The organism is Burkholderia sp. NLJ2 (genome assembly GCF_049487195.1).
GTDB lineage: Bacteria > Pseudomonadota > Gammaproteobacteria > Burkholderiales > Burkholderiaceae > Burkholderia > Burkholderia pyrrocinia.
Map to the genome: position 1 here is coordinate 186,212 of NZ_CP137809.1, position 14,979 is coordinate 201,190.

Here is a 14,979-nt window from a genome sequence, read left to right on the forward strand (position 1 = left end):
GAAACCGGGCTATTTCGTATCCGGCCGGCTGCCGGCGATCTCGACCGACGTTTCCCAGCGGAAATAGCCCAACACGGCGCCGTCGCGGTCGAGCACGGCGAAGTCGGCCGTACACGTGGTGGTGCCCGCGGCGAGCACGTCGCTGCGCCAGTAGTGGTCTTTCATCGGCTGGCATGGCGGATGAAGCAGGTCGTCGGCATTCGGCACCGGCGTCGTGGCGTCGCGCACTTCCGGTTCGATCGGCGCGACGATGCCGGCGTCCTTCAATGCGAACCGGACGAACAGCACGCTCACCTCCGCGCGCAGCGCCAGCGCGGTTTCGCGCAGGTGGAGCTGGTCGCCCGGCGACAGGCCGGCGAAGAGGCGGCTGTCGTTGTGGCCGAGCTGCCCGGTCTCGCCGGGGCTCACCACGTAGATGTGCCGGCCGTCGATCACGGTTGGCGCGTCGGCGTTCGAGCTCGCATCGGGGTAGACCGACAGCAGCGTGACGGCATCGACGATCGCGAGCACATCGCAACGAAGACCAGACATGGACGCTTCCTCCGCAACAAGGGAATGACGCGGGCGACCGCGGCGCGGCCGCCCGCCTGCCGCGATCAGTTGTGGATCGAGATGAACGGATCCCACTGGTAGCAGCCCAGCGACTGGCAGTCTCGGTTGATGATCTGGAAGTAGAAGTGGTAGGTGACGCGCCCTTCCGACAGCGTTTCCGACGACCAGTAATAGTTGTCGACCTTCTGGCAGGTCGGCGTCGACGGCGAGCTCGGGTTCGGAATCGGAACCGATGCGGTGGCCTTGCGCGGCGTGGGCGTCGAAATCAGGTCCTTGCCCTGGTTGGCGATGAAGCCGTAGAAGACCACCTGTTTCTCGAAGCCCAGCGACAGGCTCGTTTCGCGCCAGCGGATCAGGTCGCCGACCTGCGCCTTCAGGTCGAGTTCGCCGCCCGCCTGCCCGGACACCACGTTGTCCTGGTTCGTGACCATGTACACGTGCTTCCAGTCGATCAGCGTCGGACTATTCGGATTCTTGCTGGGATTCGGATAATTTTTCAGAATGGTTTCGGTGTCGATCGAGACGAGCACATCGGTAATGCGTGACATAGAAGCTCCCGTTTGAAGTAATGGGACTTATCGTTGCTCGAATTGCTTCGTGCAGCCGCCATCTCCTTGTCCTGCAAGACTTTGTGCGTGATACGGCACGTACAGGCGCGACGGCGAATGCAGATTATCCCGTTCGGTTGATTATGAAAGCTGTAAAGGTAAACAGGGTCGAGAAAATAATTTTCGACGGTTAATCCGAAAATCGGATTCAATCCAATGGATGTATTGCATAAATAGAGCGGCATTGAATCTGTTAATTGATTGGCCGATTATTTTCGGAACGCGAAAGGGGCCGATGAACAGCGCGATCGCCGCCGCGGCGGCGTGACGATTCGGGAGCGGGAAGGGGGCGATTCGCGGCAGGTATCGGGCCGCCGGGCGGCGGGCGATCCAGCGCTTACCGGTAGGTCCAGAGCCGATGCAGCACGAACGTCGTCGGCGGGATCAGCAGCGCGATCGCGACGATGCTCATCGCGCGCGACACGTCGAGCGCCTCGGCGGCACGCGCGAGCAGCAGCGTTTCGACGAAGCCGGCCAGCGTGACGACGAGAAAACGCAGCGCGTTGCGCGTGCGTACCGTCGACGAGAAACTCCACAGCGTATTCGCGAGATACGAGAACGCCGTGGCGCAGAGAAACGCGACTGCGTTTGCGGCGACCAGCGTCGCATCGAACAGCGCGAACAGCGCCGACGCGACCAGCGTATGGATCGCGGTCGAACAGAGCCCGGACAAGCCGAAGCGCACGAGCCGCGTGCGCTCCGCATGAAGCAGGTCGATCATGGTTGCTTGCGCGTGTCAGCGAGCGTCGATCCGCACCCGGGTCGGCTGCACGCGCCGGCGTGCAATCTGGCGGCGCGCATCGCGCGCGACCGGGAGTTCGATCACCTTGCCGTGCGCCTGGTAGCGGCGGCGGATCAGGTAGACGGGCCGTTGCTTCGACTCGTCGTAGATCCGCCCGATGTATTCGCCGACGACACCGATGCCGATCAGCTCGATGCCGCCGATGAACAGCGTGACCGAGATCAGCGACGCGTAACCGAGCACCGGATTGCCGAACAGAAGCGTGCGGAAGATGATGAACGCGCCGTACAGGAACGAGAGCGCGGCGATGCCGACGCCGATATAGGTCCAGCTGCGCAGCGGCACCGTGCTGAAGCTGGTGATCCCTTCCAGCGCGAAATTCCACAGCTTCCAGCCGGAGAACTTCGAGTGCCCGGCGCTGCGCGGGTCGCGCTGGTATTCGACGATCACGGTCTTGTAGCCGACCCACGCAAACAGCCCCTTCATGAAGCGGTGCCGCTCGGGCAGGCTGCGCAGCGCGTTCACGACCTTGCGGTCCATCAGCCGGAAATCACCGACGTTCTCGGGCAGCTTCACGTCCGACAGCAGGTTGTGCACGCGGTAGTAGATCGCGGCTGCGGTGCGCTTCGCGAACGAATCGCACGCGCGGTTGCTGCGCTTCGCCGCCACGACTTCCGCGCCGTCGCGCCAGTGTTCGATCATCACCGGGATCAGGCTCGGCGGGTCCTGCAGGTCGGCGTCGAGCGGAATCACCGCGTCGCCGGTGGCTTCGTCGAGGCCGGCCGTCAGCGCGGCCTCCTTGCCGAAGTTGCGGGTGAGATCGATGACGCGCACGCGCCGCTCGCCGGTGCTGATCCGGATCAGGCGTTCGAGCGTGTCGTCGCGGCTGCCGTCGTTCACGCAGATGATCTCGAAGCGGATCGCGTCGATCGCCGTCAGCAACGGGATCACGACGTCGAAGAAGCGCTCGACGGCTTCGCCTTCGTTATAGAACGGCACGACCAGCGAGACGAGCGGCTTGTACAGTGATTCCCGCATGATGATTCCCCTTGTGATGTCGCGTCACCGGTCGGCGCAGGCGATCGGGCGGCCGGTGCAGCGCATTCCGTACGCCGGGCGGTGGTGTTGTCTGACCGGATGCATGAAGCCGGTCTCGGTCGAGTCGTCGCGTGCGTCGGGCATCGACGGCATGTCGTGTCGTTCCTGCGCGATCCGGCTGACGAGCAGTGCGAGCGAGGCGAGCGTCACGAGCGGCATGAGCTGGAACGACAGATGCGGCACGACCGCGAGGCCCGCGAGCGGCATCGGCCACAGCAGCATCAGCCATTCGCGATCGAAGCGCCGCCAGCCGTGCGTCCATGCATAGCGCGCGTACCACGCGATCACGATGCCGTACCAGGTCAGGTCGTAGTCGTACAGATAAGGGCTGACGAGCAGGCATGCGCAGGCGAGCGTCGCGGCGCGCAGCGCGTACGAACATGCGCCGCGCCACGCGTAGACGACGGCGGCCGCGGCGACCGCGGCCGACAGCAACTGAAGGCTTCGTGCGACGATCGCGGGCCAGCCGGCCATCGTCGCAAGCGCAAACATGGTCGGCATACGGGCGAGCTTCGCGTGACCGGTGCCGACGATCGCGTACACGTTGCCGATCACATGCGCGAACGTGACCCACGGGCCGACACCGAATGCGAGCGTCGCGAGTGCGGCGCTGCCGGCGATCGTCGCGGCCCACGCGGCCAGCGCGCGCCACTGGCCCGCGCACAGCAGCGCGAGCGGGAACAGCACCGCGAGCTGCGGCTTCATCGTCAGCAAGCCGAAGCAGATTCCGGCGCAGACGGGGCGGCGATTCAGCGCGAGCAGGCCGGCACCGGCGAGCATCGCGGTAAAGAGGCTGGTCTGGCCGACGATCACGGTGATGAACGCGCCGGGGAACGCGAGCGCGCACAGCCATGCGGCATCGCGCTGCACGGTCGCGCGGATCGTCGCGGCGAACAGCGCATACGTGACGCCGAGCCACAGCACGAGCGCCAGCCTGTAGGGCAGCCAGCCGAGCGGCAGTACCAGCAGCAGCGTCGTCGGCGGATAGAGCCACGGCAGCGTGCCGTCCGCGAGCGTCATCGTCGGGACCGCCAGCTTCTGTACCGCGAACAGCGCGGGGAAATGCCACGCGTCGGCGCCGTGCCCGTGCGCGGCGAGCCACGCGGCGCTCCAGATCGGCGAGAAATCCTGCGACAGCGGTTCCAGTGCGGTTTTGTGCGACAGGAACAGACGGACCAGGTAGATGCCGATGAACAGCAGCTCGGCCAGCAGCACGGCACCGGCATAGAGGCGCACGCGCTCGCGATTGAGCCAGTGCGGATAGCGGTGCGGGCCCGCGATCGGGAGTTCCGGGTGCAGATCGATGGCGGAATGCGCGTGGCGGGCGAACGAAGGCGCTTTCATCGCGCGCTCCGTGACGCGAGCGCCGTGCGACGCACGACGACGAACAGTACCGCGAGCAGCACGACCGGCCCGATCTGCGGCAGCTTCATCAACCGGTTGAACATCTCGAAGATCGGCAGCAGCCACGCGAGCAGGAGGATGCCCTGGTCGCCGGGCAGCCAGCCTTCGTCGAGGCCGTGCGCGATCAGGCAGAAGATCGCGATGCCGAGCCACGTCAGTTCGTAGTTCCACAGATACGGCGTCGTCAGCAGCGTCGCGACCGCCAGCACCGCGCCGCGCAGGCGCATGTCGCGCGTGCGGCGCCATACGTCGACGGCCGCGGCGATCGCGAGCAGCGCGACCGCCGCTTGCGCGGCCAGCGCGGCTGCCACCGGCGCACCCGCGAGCCGCAACGCGGCGAACGGCGTCGGCGACGCGAGCCAGTACGACGGGAGCATGAAATGCTGGTCGCGTACGGTCGACATGGTGTCGGCCAGTCCGTGCAGCGCGCCGGGGCCGGCCAGTGCAATCCCGGCCGCCGCGAACAGCGCCGCGCTGATCGCGGCGGCTGCGAACGTGCGCCACGCCCGCGCCGCGATCAGCACGAACGGGAACACGATGGCGAGTTGCGGCTTGATCGCGAGCAGCCCGATGAGCACGCCGGCAACAATCGGACGTTTGCCGAGCAGATGCAGCGCGAGCGCGGCGAGGCCGGCGGTCAGGACGCTGTTCTGGCCGAACAGCGTGGACATGCACACTGCCGAATACGCGACCACGACGAGCGCCGCGGCGCGCGGCTGGGGAAGATGCGCGCGCAATCCCGACAAGCGCGAGACGGCGAACGCGTAGCATAAAAGACTGCCCGCGAAAAAGAGGAAATAAGCGGGCAGGAAAGGCACGAGGGCAACCGGCGCGATGAACAGCAACATCGTCGGCGGATAGAGCCAGGGAAGCGGCCGATGCTGCAGATACGCACCGAAGTGCGCGAACTCGGCCTGCAGGAATGACGAAGGGTCGTAGGCCGCTGCGGCATGGCCTTGCAACACCAGATGCGATGCGGTCCAGAAGACCGAGAAGTCGACGCCCGGGCGGGCGATGGCACTCGACGTGAAGCCGTTCGTCACGACGCCCCACACGGCCAGCAGCGCGGCGAAGAGCATCAGCATGATGCAGCTGTACGGAACGATCCGGTCGGCTGTCAGCCATTGAGCACAGCGTATGGCGCGATCGCGCGTCCCACGATTGGCTGTGTACATGATTCCCCGTCTGTGGTGAAGGCTGCTTGGTCAGTCGCAGCCGTTTCATGTTGTCTTGCATCCGGATCGACTCGCTCTGAATGGCGTTGTCCGGTGAACCCATTGTTGGAGAAAAAATCGCGTGATGCAAACCACGCACCGAGAGCCGGGACGTCGATCATTCGGTGACAGGCGCGAAAGCCGCGTTTTCAGGTATGAGAAAACGACCCGGCCGGGTTTCATGTTTCTGGCTTGAAACATTCCGCGTTTTCGAGCGGTGTCGCGTCCCGCCGATCCCGTGAAACGCAACCGGCTGCGCGCGTTCGGGAAAGTCCCGAGAAAATTTTTTGGACCCTTTGTGCAACGCGACGACGCGCGTTTCGGTGCACCTCGCCTGGTGGGAAACCTATATCAAGATTGAAACATTTCGACCGTCGTGCCCTTGACGCGCCCCCCCGCGGATCGCCGGAACCCTTGATACGCCTCGATTTCGCTCGGGATGGTCCGCTCTTTGCGTAAGCGTTGGCACGGCAGTCGACGGCGTGACGACCGGGCGGTTCCAGGAACAGACGGACGGAACCGGCTTCGGAATCACCTGCGGAAAGGAAGGCCGGAGCGCGTCGGGGAACACGCAGCTCCAGGTCGATGAACCGCGAGAACTTCGTCGATCGATCGATGAGACCCGGTAGCGTCAGGGGCAACAAGAAGATCGGCATGGCAGCATATGGGGAATAAAAATGAAAGACCACAGCACAACGCGGCCGGCTGGCCGCGTTAGACACGAATTACCGCATTGCCGGGAGTCTGTCTCCCGTTCAACTGGATTCCATGCGCCGACCGGCAGTCACGCCGTTCAGGTCGATCTGCCTGCCCGGTTTATCCGGCTGGTCGAACCGTACGCGCATCTCTTGCGTTCCCTCTTTCTGAAATCCGTTCGCACGGACAGGTGTGTGCATCCCTGTCCTCGCAGCTGAGCGTCGCGTTTCGATTTTCTTGTAGTGCCGGTGGTGCCACCCCCGACGTCTCGACCGACGAAGGGTTTTTAGTAGTAGTCCGAAAGGAGAAGCTCATGTCAAGAGTCATCGAGAAGATTGCCTGGTTCATCCAGGATCAGGGCGGTGTGACGGCCATCGAATACGGCTTGATCGCTGCGCTGATCGCAATCGGCATCATCGCCGCGTTGTCGACGATCGGTACGGATCTGAAGACGGTGTTCAGCACGATCGCCGCCTCTCTGGATTCGGCAGTAGCAGCAATCTGATGGACGGTACGACGAACGGCTCGTCCGAATCGTTGGTCGGCACCACACGGCATCAACACCTTTCCTCGACGTATCGAAGCCAGATCAATCGATCCAGCCGACACGCGAGGGCTTTGAAAGTCACCACGCAAGGAGATCATCATGTCCAAGTTCATTCAACAAGCCAGCCGTTTCGTCCGCGATGAAGACGGCGTGACCGCCATCGAATACGGCCTGATTGCCGCGCTGATCGCGATCGGCATCATCGCCGCGCTGACGACGGTCGGCAAGGACCTCAAAACCGTGTTCAGCACGATCGCGGCCGATCTGGATTCGGCGGTTGCCGGTCTCTGATGGACCATGCCGTGGACGGCTCGGCCGGTGCAGTGCTCGAGCCGTCCCCGGTCATCTGATCAACCCGGAACCGGAGACCATCATGCAAGCCAAGGTGCGTGTCGTATGTCGTCGCTGGATCGACGACGAGCAGGGCGTGACGTCGATCGAATACGCGCTGCTCGGGGCGATGTTCGCCGTCGCGGTGCTGGGCAGCGTCGTCACGCTGAAAGACTCGCTGAACGATACGTACGAGGCGATCGCCACGGCCGTGTCGGCTGCCGTGACCACCGCGCTGGGCATGATGTCCTGATCCATCGATTCGATCCGTGAGGTTCGCCATGTTACCTGTTGCGCCGCCTTACCCGGTTCCGTTGTGCGTGACGCTGCTCGCGGTCGCCGCGGCAAGCACGGACATCGCGGCCCGCCGCATTCCGAACCGCCTCGTCGCGGTCGGCCTGGCCGGCGCGCTGGTCGCCCAGTGCATGCTGCACGGCGTCCTGGCAGGTGCGCTCGGATGGCTCGCGGGCGCAGCGACCGGCTTCGGCCTGCTGATGCCGTTCTACCTGTTGCGCGGGATGGCGGCCGGCGACGTGAAGCTGATGCTCGCGATCGGCGCCTGGGTCGGCGCGGAAATGACGTTTTACATCGTGCTGGCCACCTTCGTGGCCGGCGGGATCGGTGCCATCGCGTTCGCGCTGTTGCGCGGGCGGATGCGCCAGATGTGGGCGAACGTCCGCGTGCTGATCGCACGCCGTTCGCAAGGGGCGCGCGCAGGGGCAGCCGACGGCCCCGCGGACATCGCGTCGGTGGGCACGCTGCCGTACGGCGTGGCAATCGCAGCCGGCACGCTGGGCATGCTGTTCGCGACGTGCGCATAGCGCGACGAGCCCGCAACGAGGACGAAACGAACATGACCACGAACCACACCGAACCGAGACGCGACGCGCAGGTATCCAAACTGCCCGATCCGTTGCCGTCGCGGGAAGCCAATACGAAGAAGGGCGCGCAGCTGCCGGCGGCGCCGCGCTCGCTCGACGACACCGGGCTGAGCATGGCGTTCGTCGCCGGGCTCGTGCTGAAGTCGACGCTGGTGCTCGGCCGCCCGTCGTACGGCGACCTGGTCGAGCGGCATTGCCTGCCGCTCGCGGTGCTCGACGACGTCTTCGCGTTCCTGGTGCGCGAGCATCTCGTCGAGCTCACCCATCGCGGCGCGACCGATCTCGACGTGACGTTCCGCCTGACCGACGCGGGCCGCGTGCTCGCGCTCGAGGAACGCGCACGCAGCGGCTACAGCGGGCCCGCGCCGGTGACGCTCGACGCGTATCTGGAATGCCTGAGCACGCATTCGGTGCGCAAGCTGCACATCGGCCAGAGCGACGTGTGGGCCGCGTTCGAAGGCATCGTGATCGACACGTCGGTGCTCGACGCGGCGGCCGCGGCGCTGAACGCGGGCCGTCCGCTGCTGATCTACGGCCCGGCCGGCAGCGGCAAGACCTTCCTCGCCGAGCGGCTCGGCGCGCTGATGCACGGCCGCGTGCCGGTGCCGCACGCGATCTGCGCGGCCGGCGAAGTGATCCAGATCTACGACCCGCTCGTGCATGTCGACGCGGGGCCGCAATCCGGCGGCCAGTCGGTCGATCGCCGCTGGCGCCTGTGCCAGCGGCCGATCGTGATGTCGGGCGGCGAACTGACGCTCGCCGAGCTCGACCTGCGCCGCGACGAGGCCGCCGGCTTCTACCAGGCGCCGCCGCACATGAAGGCGAACATGGGCATGTACGTCATCGACGATCTCGGCCGCCAGCGCGTCGAGCCGCGCGACCTGCTCAACCGCTGGCTGCGCCCGCTCGACCGCGGCGTCGATTTCCTGACGCTCGAATCCGGCAACCGCTTCGTGCTGCCGTTCGACGTGTGGCCGGTGTTCTCGAGCAACATCGCGCCGGAGCAGTTCTGCGACGAAGCGTTCCTGCGCCGCCTCGGCTCGAAGCTTCACGTCGGCGCGATGTCGATCGACGACTACCGCGCCGTGTACGACGCGGCCTGCGCCTCGCTCGGTCTCGTATCGGCGCACGATGCGTTCGAGTTCCTGCTGCACCGGCTGCATCTGCCGACCGGCAAGGCGTTTCTCGCGTGCTTTCCGGCGGACCTGCTGCGCCTCGTGGCCGCCGGCGCGCGTTACCGCGGCGATCCGCTCGAGGTGACGCACGACGCGCTGTACGACGCGTGGGCGAGTTATTTCGGCGCAGCGCCCGAACGGGACGGCAGCCATCCGCCGCCCATTGAGCGGGGTGGACGTACGTTCATTACCGGTTGAGCCGTTTCTTTCACGATTCGTCGAGGAGCATTGCCATGAAAAACAGTCGAGCGCTCATGATGCTGGTCGTCGCGATGGTCGCGGGTCTTGCCGCGGTCGTGTTCGCGTCCCACTGGCTGGTGCAGACATCCACGAGTTCGGTGACGCCGGTTGCGGTGGCGGCCATCGACCTGAACCTGGGCGAACCGCTCGGGGCGAACCAGATCCACATGGTGAGCTGGCCGTCGGGCAGCGTGCCGACCGGCGCATTCACCGATACGAAGGCGCTCGAAGGACGCGTCGTTCGGACCAGCCTGGCACGCGGCGAGCCGGTGATCGAGTCGAAGCTCGCACCGCTCGGCACGAAGGGCGGGCTGTCCGCGGTGATCGCCGACGGCAGCCGTGCGATCACGGTGCGCGTGAACGACGTGGTCGGCGTCGCGGGCTTCGCGCTGCCGGGCACCTACGTCGACGTGATCGTCAACACGCAGGAGCAGCAGGGCAAGACCGACGGGCAGAGCATCTCCAAGATCGTGCTCGAGCACATCCTGGTGCTGGCCGTCGCGCAGCAGGTCAGCCGCGACGACACCGCACCGAAGGTCGTCAACGCGGTCACGCTGGAAGTCACGCCCGACCAGGCCGAACGCCTCGACCTCGCGCGCAGCGTCGGCACGCTGTCGCTGGTGCTGCGCAACCAGGTCGACCAGAAGACGTTGAACACGGATGGCGCGACCAAGCTGACGCTGCTCGGCAAGCCGCCCGTACCCGACCTGCCGCCGCTTCCCGTTGCCACACGCGTGCGGACGGTGCACGTCGCATCGCACGCGGCACCGCAAGCGCGGCGCGACTGCGTCGGCGTGCTGTCGGGCGTGAAGGGCAGCGTCGAATGTTTCTGAAGCAGATCAACACAGCCAGATAAACAGATCGGCCGCCAGCAGGGCACGGCGGCGTTGGAAGTCGACAACCGGCATGGCGCCGGTCTCTCGGGGGATCAGACAAAATGAAGATCAAACCGCAACGTACAGGTACCGGCCCACTGCGGACGCGCGTCGCACGGGGCACGATGATGGCCGCGATCCTCTGTTCAGGATGGCTGACCGTCTACGGCGCACTGGCACAGGAAGGCATCGAGGCGGGCGTGCTGACGAAGGGCGGCGCCAGCGCGCCGGCCGCGGTCGGCAAGGGGCCCATGCAGATGACGATCAGCATGGCGCCGGCACCGGTCGCCGCGGCCGCCGCAACGGCTGGGCCGCTGCGCGGGCCGAACTGCATCGGTGCCGTGCGCGAGTCGACCAGCGTCAGCGTGCCGCTCGGCAAGTCGCTGCTGGTGCCGATGCCGGAGCCGGTCCGCAATCGGACGATCGGCAATCCGGCCGTCGCGCAGGCGACGATGGTGTCGCCGCAGACGCTGTACATCCTCGGGCTGTCGGTCGGCACGACGAACATGATCGTGCAGGGCAAGAGCGGCGCCTGCCGCGTGATCGACGTCGCGGTCGGCGCGGACGCCGGCGGCCTGCAGGCATCGCTGCAGCAGCTGATGCCGAGCGAGCGCGACATCCATGTGTCGACCGCCGCCGGCACGATCGTGCTGGCGGGCAGCGTGTCGAGCTCGCAGGCCGCGCAGCAGGCCGTGCAGATCGCGCACGCCTACGGCGACAGCGCGGGCGACCCCGCCGGGGGCGGCAAGTCGGGCGGCGGCGTGCTGAACATGCTGAGCGTCACGTCGCCGCAGCAGGTAATGCTGGAGGTGAAGGTGGCCGAGGTGTCGAAGACGCTGATCAACCAGATGGGCAGCGCACTCAACATCCAGGGCGGGTTCGGCTCGTGGAGCGGCGCGCTGGTCAGCAGCCTGCTTGCGGGCGTCTCGAGCGCGGTCGCCTTCAGCAAGGCGAACAACAAGCCGTTCAGCATCGCGGCCGACGCGCAGAACACCGACAACCTCGTCAAGATCCTCGCGGAGCCGAATCTCGTGACGATCAGCGGCCAGGAAGCGACGTTCCTCGCAGGCGGCAAGATCTTCATCCCGATCCCGCAAAGCAGCGGCAACGGCATTTCGACGATCACGCTGCAGGAAGAGGAGTTCGGCGTCGCGCTGAAGTTCACGCCGACGGTGCTGGCGAACGGCCGGATCAGCCTGAAGGTCGCACCGGAAGTGTCGGAGCTGTCGCAGACGGGCGTCACGCTGAGTGCGTCCAACATCGGCGGCACGTCGATCCTGCCGCTGATCACGACGCGGCGTGCGTCGACGACGGTCCAGATGAGCGACGGCGAATCGTTCGCGATCGGCGGGCTGATCAAGGACAACGCGAGCGGCGCGCTGAAGGCGATCCCGGGTGTCGGCGAAGTGCCGGTGCTCGGCGCGCTGTTCCGCAGCACGTCGTTCCAGCAGGACCGCACCGAGCTGATCTTCCTGATCACGCCGCACCTGGTGAGGCCGCTGCAGACCGCGGACGTGCCGCTGCCGACCGACAGCTTCTCGAAGCCGAACGAAGTCGACGTGTACGCGACGGGCAACATGGAAGGCCGGCGTGGCGTCCGCCCGCTGGGCGCACAACCGGCAAAAGGCGCGGCGACTGCACCGGAGGCACCGGCCCAGGCACCTGCACCGGCACCCGCTCAGGCGCCCGCGCAGGGGCCGGCTCCGGCACCGCAATCGGACGCGCCAGCCGCATCCGCCGCGCTGCCCGCACCGCGCGCGCCGCAAGGCACGGACGCACAGCCGCCGGTGCCGGCCGAGCCGCAGAAGGCGCCCGCGCCGGTAGCGGCCACCGCGCCGCGGCCCGACGCGGCAAACGCGGCCCGTATCGCCCGCATCGAAGCCGCCGCCGCGCGCCTCGCGGCGGCCGGCCCCGACGCGTCGGCCACGCCGGCGGCGCAACCGAAGCACCGGGTGCCCGCGGTTGCCCGCGCGCAGGTCGCGCGCTCGGAACCCCATTCCACCGATCGTTGAAGCCATCCAAGGGGAAGCTCATGAAATCCGCCTACCTCGTATTCGTGCGCCGCGCGGCGCTTGCCGCACCGCTCGCGTTCGCGCTTGCCGGCTGCATGTCGTCGAGCCCGGTGTGGGACAGCCGCTTCGGCGACTCGGTCCGCACCGTGATGCAGGCCCAGATCATCGACCCGCATGCCGCCGAACACGCGACATCGGCGTCGGTGTCCGGCGTCGACGGCAGTGCCGCCGCGGCCGCACTCGACAACTACGACAAGTCGTTCAAGCAGATGCAGCCGCCTGCCAATGCGTTCGTCATCGGCATCGGCAAGGCCAGCCAGTAACGACAGCACGCTCAGGGAGAACGCCATGTCCAGCGCAGCTCGCTATCCGAAAGTCACGCGTCGCGGCCTCCAGCGCCAGCGCGGCGCCGTCGCGATCATCGTCGGTCTCGCACTGGCGGTGATGATCGGGTTCGTCGGTCTCGCGCTGGACCTCGGCAAGCTGTACGTCACGCGCAGCGAACTGCAGAACAGCGCCGATGCGTGCGCGCTGTCGGCCGCGCGCGACCTGACTTCGGCCATCAGCCTGCAGGTGGCCGAGGCCGACGGCATCGCCGCCGGCCACCTGAATTTCGTGTTTTTCCAGAACAAGTCGGTGCAGATGGCGACGAACTCGAACGTCACGTTCAGCGACTCGCTGTCCAATCCGTTCCTGGCGAAGAACTCGGTCACGACGCCGGCGAACATCAAGTACGTGCAATGCACCGCGACGTTGAGCAACATCGCGCACTGGTTCATCGAAGTGCTGAACGTGCTGCCGGGCACCAAGCTCGCGAACGCGGCCGAAGTGTCGGCGAAAGCGATCGCGACGGTCGGCGGCGGGCAGACAGCGTGCGCGATCCCGGTGTTCGTGTGCCGTGCGACGGGCGCGCCGTCCTACAACGTCGGCGACTGGATCACGTCGCCGTCCGGTTCGAGCTACGGGCCCGGCAACTTCGGCTGGGCGGCGCTCGACGGCTCGACGAGCGAAACGACCCTCGCGGGCGAGCTGTCGGGCAACACCTGCAATATCAAGAGCCCGCCCGACCTCGGCACCACCGGCCTGAAGTCGGCGTCGCTGCGCGCCTGGAATACGCGCTTCGGCGTCTATACGAACGGCGCGAACGGGTCCAGCGGCCAGCCCGACTTCACCGGCTACGCGTATGTCGGCCCGAACTACGGGCCGCCCGGAACGGCGGGCATCAAGGGTGATGCGTACACGCAGTTCGTGACCGACCGCACGACCTTCAAGTCCTACCAGGGCGACGGCGCGCCGCCGGGGGGCAGCGGGGTCGCCACCAACGGTACCGCGACGGCGAGCAACTACCAGACCTATGGCGGCGACCGCCGTGTCGCGCTCGCGCCGGAAGGCGACTGCTCGTCGCTGAAGGGCAGCAGCGGCACGGTGCACGTCACGCAATGGGATTGCGTGCTGATGCTCGATCCGTTGCCGTTCAGCGCCGGCAGCGGCGCCATCATAGCCCACCTCGAATACCTCGGCTCGTCCGTCTCCGGCAGCAATCCGTGCGCGACGCACGGCTTGCCCGGCGACGGCAGCGCGTCCGGGGTCCAGGTGCCGATGCTCGTTCAATAGGGAGAGGCGATCATGAAAAGGCCCCCGTTTCGCCGTTCGCGCACCCGTGGCGCCGTCGCCGTCGAGTTCGCGCTCGTGCTGATGCCGATGATCCTGCTCGCGACCGGCGTGGCCGAGTTCGGCCGCGCGATCTACCAGTACGAGACGCTGACCAAGGCGACGCGCGACGCGGCGCGCTACTTGTCGATCTGGCTGCCGACCGACAGCGCGTATCCGGTGTCGGCGGCGCAGTGTCTCGTCGTCTACGGCAGCACGACGTGCGGCAAATCCGGCACCGAGCTGGTGCCGGGGCTCACGACCTCGATGGTGACCATCTGCGACGCGCAGCATACGACCGGTTGCAGCGATGCGTCCGACCCGGCGCAGTTCGCGAACCTGCCGACCTACGACTCGAACAACAACGCGGCGAGCGGCACGGCGACAGGCGCGATCAACGTCGTCGAAGTGAAGGTCACGGGCTACAAGTACCAGCCGATTCCCGCGTACCCGGGGCTGAAGTCGATCACGTTCGGCAACATCATTACCGTGATGAGGCAAGTGTCATGAACGCGCGCCACTTTCCGCTGTCGCGCCGGCGCGCCCAACGCGGCTCGGCGGTCGTCGAGTTCGCGCTCATCGCGTCGGTGCTGATCATGCTGCTGATCGGCATCTTCGAATTCGGCCGTGTGCTGTTCTACTGGAACACCGCGAGCGAGGCCGTGCGCCTCGGCGCACGCACGGCGGTGGTCTGCGACGTGAACGCGGCAGGTGTCGTGAAGCGCGTGAAGTCCTTGCTGCCGCTGCTGTCGGACGCGAACGTGGCGGTCAGCTATACGCCGGCAAGCTGCGATGTGACCTCGTGCGCGTTCGTGACCGTCAGCGTCACGAACGTCACGGTCAAGACGATGATCCCGTTCGTGAACGTCACGGTCACGATGCCGCCGTTCACGACCACGCTGCCGCGCGAAAGCCTGAACTCCGCGACCGGCGGCACCGCCTGCAACTAATCGAA

Annotated in this window: 17 protein-coding genes; 11 read left to right on the forward strand and 6 right to left on the reverse strand. The window is 66.6% G+C overall.

From position 1 onward, the window contains the following. Positions 1-9: 9 nt before the first annotated feature. From R9B84_RS17475 to R9B84_RS17500, 6 genes are all read right to left on the reverse strand, one after another. Positions 10-531: an AidA/PixA family protein gene (locus R9B84_RS17475; protein ID WP_423760632.1), complete on the reverse strand. Its 522-nt coding sequence runs from the start codon at positions 529-531 to the stop codon at positions 10-12. 65 nt (positions 532-596) lie between these two features. Further along, positions 597-1,100, reverse strand: coding sequence for an inclusion body family protein (locus R9B84_RS17480; RefSeq protein ID WP_423760633.1), 504 nt, complete (start codon positions 1,098-1,100; stop codon positions 597-599). A gap of 397 nt (positions 1,101-1,497) precedes the next feature. Then, positions 1,498-1,881, reverse strand: coding sequence for a GtrA family protein (locus R9B84_RS17485; RefSeq protein ID WP_338642057.1), 384 nt, complete (start codon positions 1,879-1,881; stop codon positions 1,498-1,500). 15 nt (positions 1,882-1,896) lie between these two features. Beyond that, positions 1,897-2,940 carry a glycosyltransferase family 2 protein gene (locus R9B84_RS17490; protein WP_423760634.1) on the reverse strand — a complete coding sequence of 348 codons (1,044 nt, stop codon included), beginning with the start codon at positions 2,938-2,940 and terminating at the stop codon, positions 1,897-1,899. Positions 2,941-2,964: 24 nt separating this feature from the next. After that, on the reverse strand, positions 2,965-4,344 hold the full coding sequence (locus R9B84_RS17495; protein WP_423760635.1) for a glycosyltransferase family 87 protein: 1,380 nt from the start codon (positions 4,342-4,344) through the stop codon (positions 2,965-2,967). Next, entirely contained in the window at positions 4,341-5,579 is a 1,239-nt protein-coding gene (locus R9B84_RS17500) for a glycosyltransferase family 87 protein (RefSeq protein ID WP_423760636.1), read from the reverse strand. Before R9B84_RS17500 ends, R9B84_RS17495 begins: the two co-directional genes overlap by 4 nt. Positions 5,580-6,627: 1,048 nt before the next feature. Here R9B84_RS17500 and R9B84_RS17505 point away from each other — a divergent pair. The 11 genes from R9B84_RS17505 to R9B84_RS17555 all read left to right on the forward strand — a co-directional run bounded on the left by R9B84_RS17505 (position 6,628) and on the right by R9B84_RS17555 (position 14,974). Continuing rightward, on the forward strand, positions 6,628-6,819 hold the full coding sequence (locus R9B84_RS17505) for a Flp family type IVb pilin (protein ID WP_423760637.1): 192 nt from the start codon (positions 6,628-6,630) through the stop codon (positions 6,817-6,819). Positions 6,820-6,960: 141 nt separating this feature from the next. After that, positions 6,961-7,152 (forward strand): Flp family type IVb pilin, encoded by a 192-nt coding sequence (locus tag R9B84_RS17510; RefSeq protein WP_065504126.1) that lies wholly within the window; start codon positions 6,961-6,963, stop codon positions 7,150-7,152. 82 nt (positions 7,153-7,234) lie between these two features. Beyond that, positions 7,235-7,444: a Flp family type IVb pilin gene (locus R9B84_RS17515; protein ID WP_423760638.1), complete on the forward strand. Its 210-nt coding sequence runs from the start codon at positions 7,235-7,237 to the stop codon at positions 7,442-7,444. A 28-nt stretch (positions 7,445-7,472) separates the two neighbouring features. Continuing rightward, positions 7,473-8,012, forward strand: coding sequence for an A24 family peptidase (locus tag R9B84_RS17520; RefSeq protein ID WP_423760639.1), 540 nt, complete (start codon positions 7,473-7,475; stop codon positions 8,010-8,012). Between the two features lie 32 nt (positions 8,013-8,044). Continuing rightward, positions 8,045-9,445, forward strand: coding sequence for an ATP-binding protein (locus R9B84_RS17525; RefSeq protein ID WP_423760640.1), 1,401 nt, complete (start codon positions 8,045-8,047; stop codon positions 9,443-9,445). Between the two features lie 35 nt (positions 9,446-9,480). Further along, on the forward strand, positions 9,481-10,320 hold the full coding sequence (gene cpaB / locus R9B84_RS17530) for a Flp pilus assembly protein CpaB (RefSeq protein WP_423760641.1): 840 nt from the start codon (positions 9,481-9,483) through the stop codon (positions 10,318-10,320). 104 nt (positions 10,321-10,424) lie between these two features. Next, entirely contained in the window at positions 10,425-12,374 is a 1,950-nt protein-coding gene (locus R9B84_RS17535) for a type II and III secretion system protein family protein (RefSeq protein ID WP_423760642.1), read from the forward strand. Positions 12,375-12,394: 20 nt separating this feature from the next. Then, positions 12,395-12,697 carry a hypothetical protein gene (locus R9B84_RS17540; RefSeq protein WP_423760643.1) on the forward strand — a complete coding sequence of 101 codons (303 nt, stop codon included), beginning with the start codon at positions 12,395-12,397 and terminating at the stop codon, positions 12,695-12,697. A gap of 25 nt (positions 12,698-12,722) precedes the next feature. Further along, positions 12,723-13,988: a pilus assembly protein TadG-related protein gene (locus R9B84_RS17545; protein WP_423760644.1), complete on the forward strand. Its 1,266-nt coding sequence runs from the start codon at positions 12,723-12,725 to the stop codon at positions 13,986-13,988. A gap of 12 nt (positions 13,989-14,000) precedes the next feature. After that, positions 14,001-14,534, forward strand: coding sequence for a TadE/TadG family type IV pilus assembly protein (locus tag R9B84_RS17550; protein WP_423760645.1), 534 nt, complete (start codon positions 14,001-14,003; stop codon positions 14,532-14,534). Beyond that, on the forward strand, positions 14,531-14,974 hold the full coding sequence (locus tag R9B84_RS17555) for a TadE/TadG family type IV pilus assembly protein (protein ID WP_423760646.1): 444 nt from the start codon (positions 14,531-14,533) through the stop codon (positions 14,972-14,974). The genes R9B84_RS17550 and R9B84_RS17555 overlap by 4 nt, the downstream gene beginning before the upstream one ends. Positions 14,975-14,979: the final 5 nt, after the last annotated feature.

What these genes read in the sequence shown, in the direction of transcription:
- R9B84_RS17475 (WP_423760632.1), bottom strand. Translation starts at nt 531, where the DNA reads ATGTCTGGTCTTCGTTGCGATGTGCTCGCGATCGTCGATGCCGTCACG.
- R9B84_RS17480 (WP_423760633.1), bottom strand. Translation starts at nt 1,100, where the DNA reads ATGTCACGCATTACCGATGTGCTCGTCTCGATCGACACCGAAACCATT.
- R9B84_RS17485 (WP_338642057.1), bottom strand. Translation starts at nt 1,881, where the DNA reads ATGATCGACCTGCTTCATGCGGAGCGCACGCGGCTCGTGCGCTTCGGC.
- R9B84_RS17490 (WP_423760634.1), bottom strand. Translation starts at nt 2,940, where the DNA reads ATGCGGGAATCACTGTACAAGCCGCTCGTCTCGCTGGTCGTGCCGTTC.
- R9B84_RS17495 (WP_423760635.1), bottom strand. Translation starts at nt 4,344, where the DNA reads ATGAAAGCGCCTTCGTTCGCCCGCCACGCGCATTCCGCCATCGATCTG.
- R9B84_RS17500 (WP_423760636.1), bottom strand. Translation starts at nt 5,579, where the DNA reads ATGTACACAGCCAATCGTGGGACGCGCGATCGCGCCATACGCTGTGCT.
- R9B84_RS17505 (WP_423760637.1), top strand. Translation starts at nt 6,628, where the DNA reads ATGTCAAGAGTCATCGAGAAGATTGCCTGGTTCATCCAGGATCAGGGC.
- R9B84_RS17510 (WP_065504126.1), top strand. Translation starts at nt 6,961, where the DNA reads ATGTCCAAGTTCATTCAACAAGCCAGCCGTTTCGTCCGCGATGAAGAC.
- R9B84_RS17515 (WP_423760638.1), top strand. Translation starts at nt 7,235, where the DNA reads ATGCAAGCCAAGGTGCGTGTCGTATGTCGTCGCTGGATCGACGACGAG.
- R9B84_RS17520 (WP_423760639.1), top strand. Translation starts at nt 7,473, where the DNA reads ATGTTACCTGTTGCGCCGCCTTACCCGGTTCCGTTGTGCGTGACGCTG.
- R9B84_RS17525 (WP_423760640.1), top strand. Translation starts at nt 8,045, where the DNA reads ATGACCACGAACCACACCGAACCGAGACGCGACGCGCAGGTATCCAAA.
- cpaB (WP_423760641.1), top strand. Translation starts at nt 9,481, where the DNA reads ATGAAAAACAGTCGAGCGCTCATGATGCTGGTCGTCGCGATGGTCGCG.
- R9B84_RS17535 (WP_423760642.1), top strand. Translation starts at nt 10,425, where the DNA reads ATGAAGATCAAACCGCAACGTACAGGTACCGGCCCACTGCGGACGCGC.
- R9B84_RS17540 (WP_423760643.1), top strand. Translation starts at nt 12,395, where the DNA reads ATGAAATCCGCCTACCTCGTATTCGTGCGCCGCGCGGCGCTTGCCGCA.
- R9B84_RS17545 (WP_423760644.1), top strand. Translation starts at nt 12,723, where the DNA reads ATGTCCAGCGCAGCTCGCTATCCGAAAGTCACGCGTCGCGGCCTCCAG.
- R9B84_RS17550 (WP_423760645.1), top strand. Translation starts at nt 14,001, where the DNA reads ATGAAAAGGCCCCCGTTTCGCCGTTCGCGCACCCGTGGCGCCGTCGCC.
- R9B84_RS17555 (WP_423760646.1), top strand. Translation starts at nt 14,531, where the DNA reads ATGAACGCGCGCCACTTTCCGCTGTCGCGCCGGCGCGCCCAACGCGGC.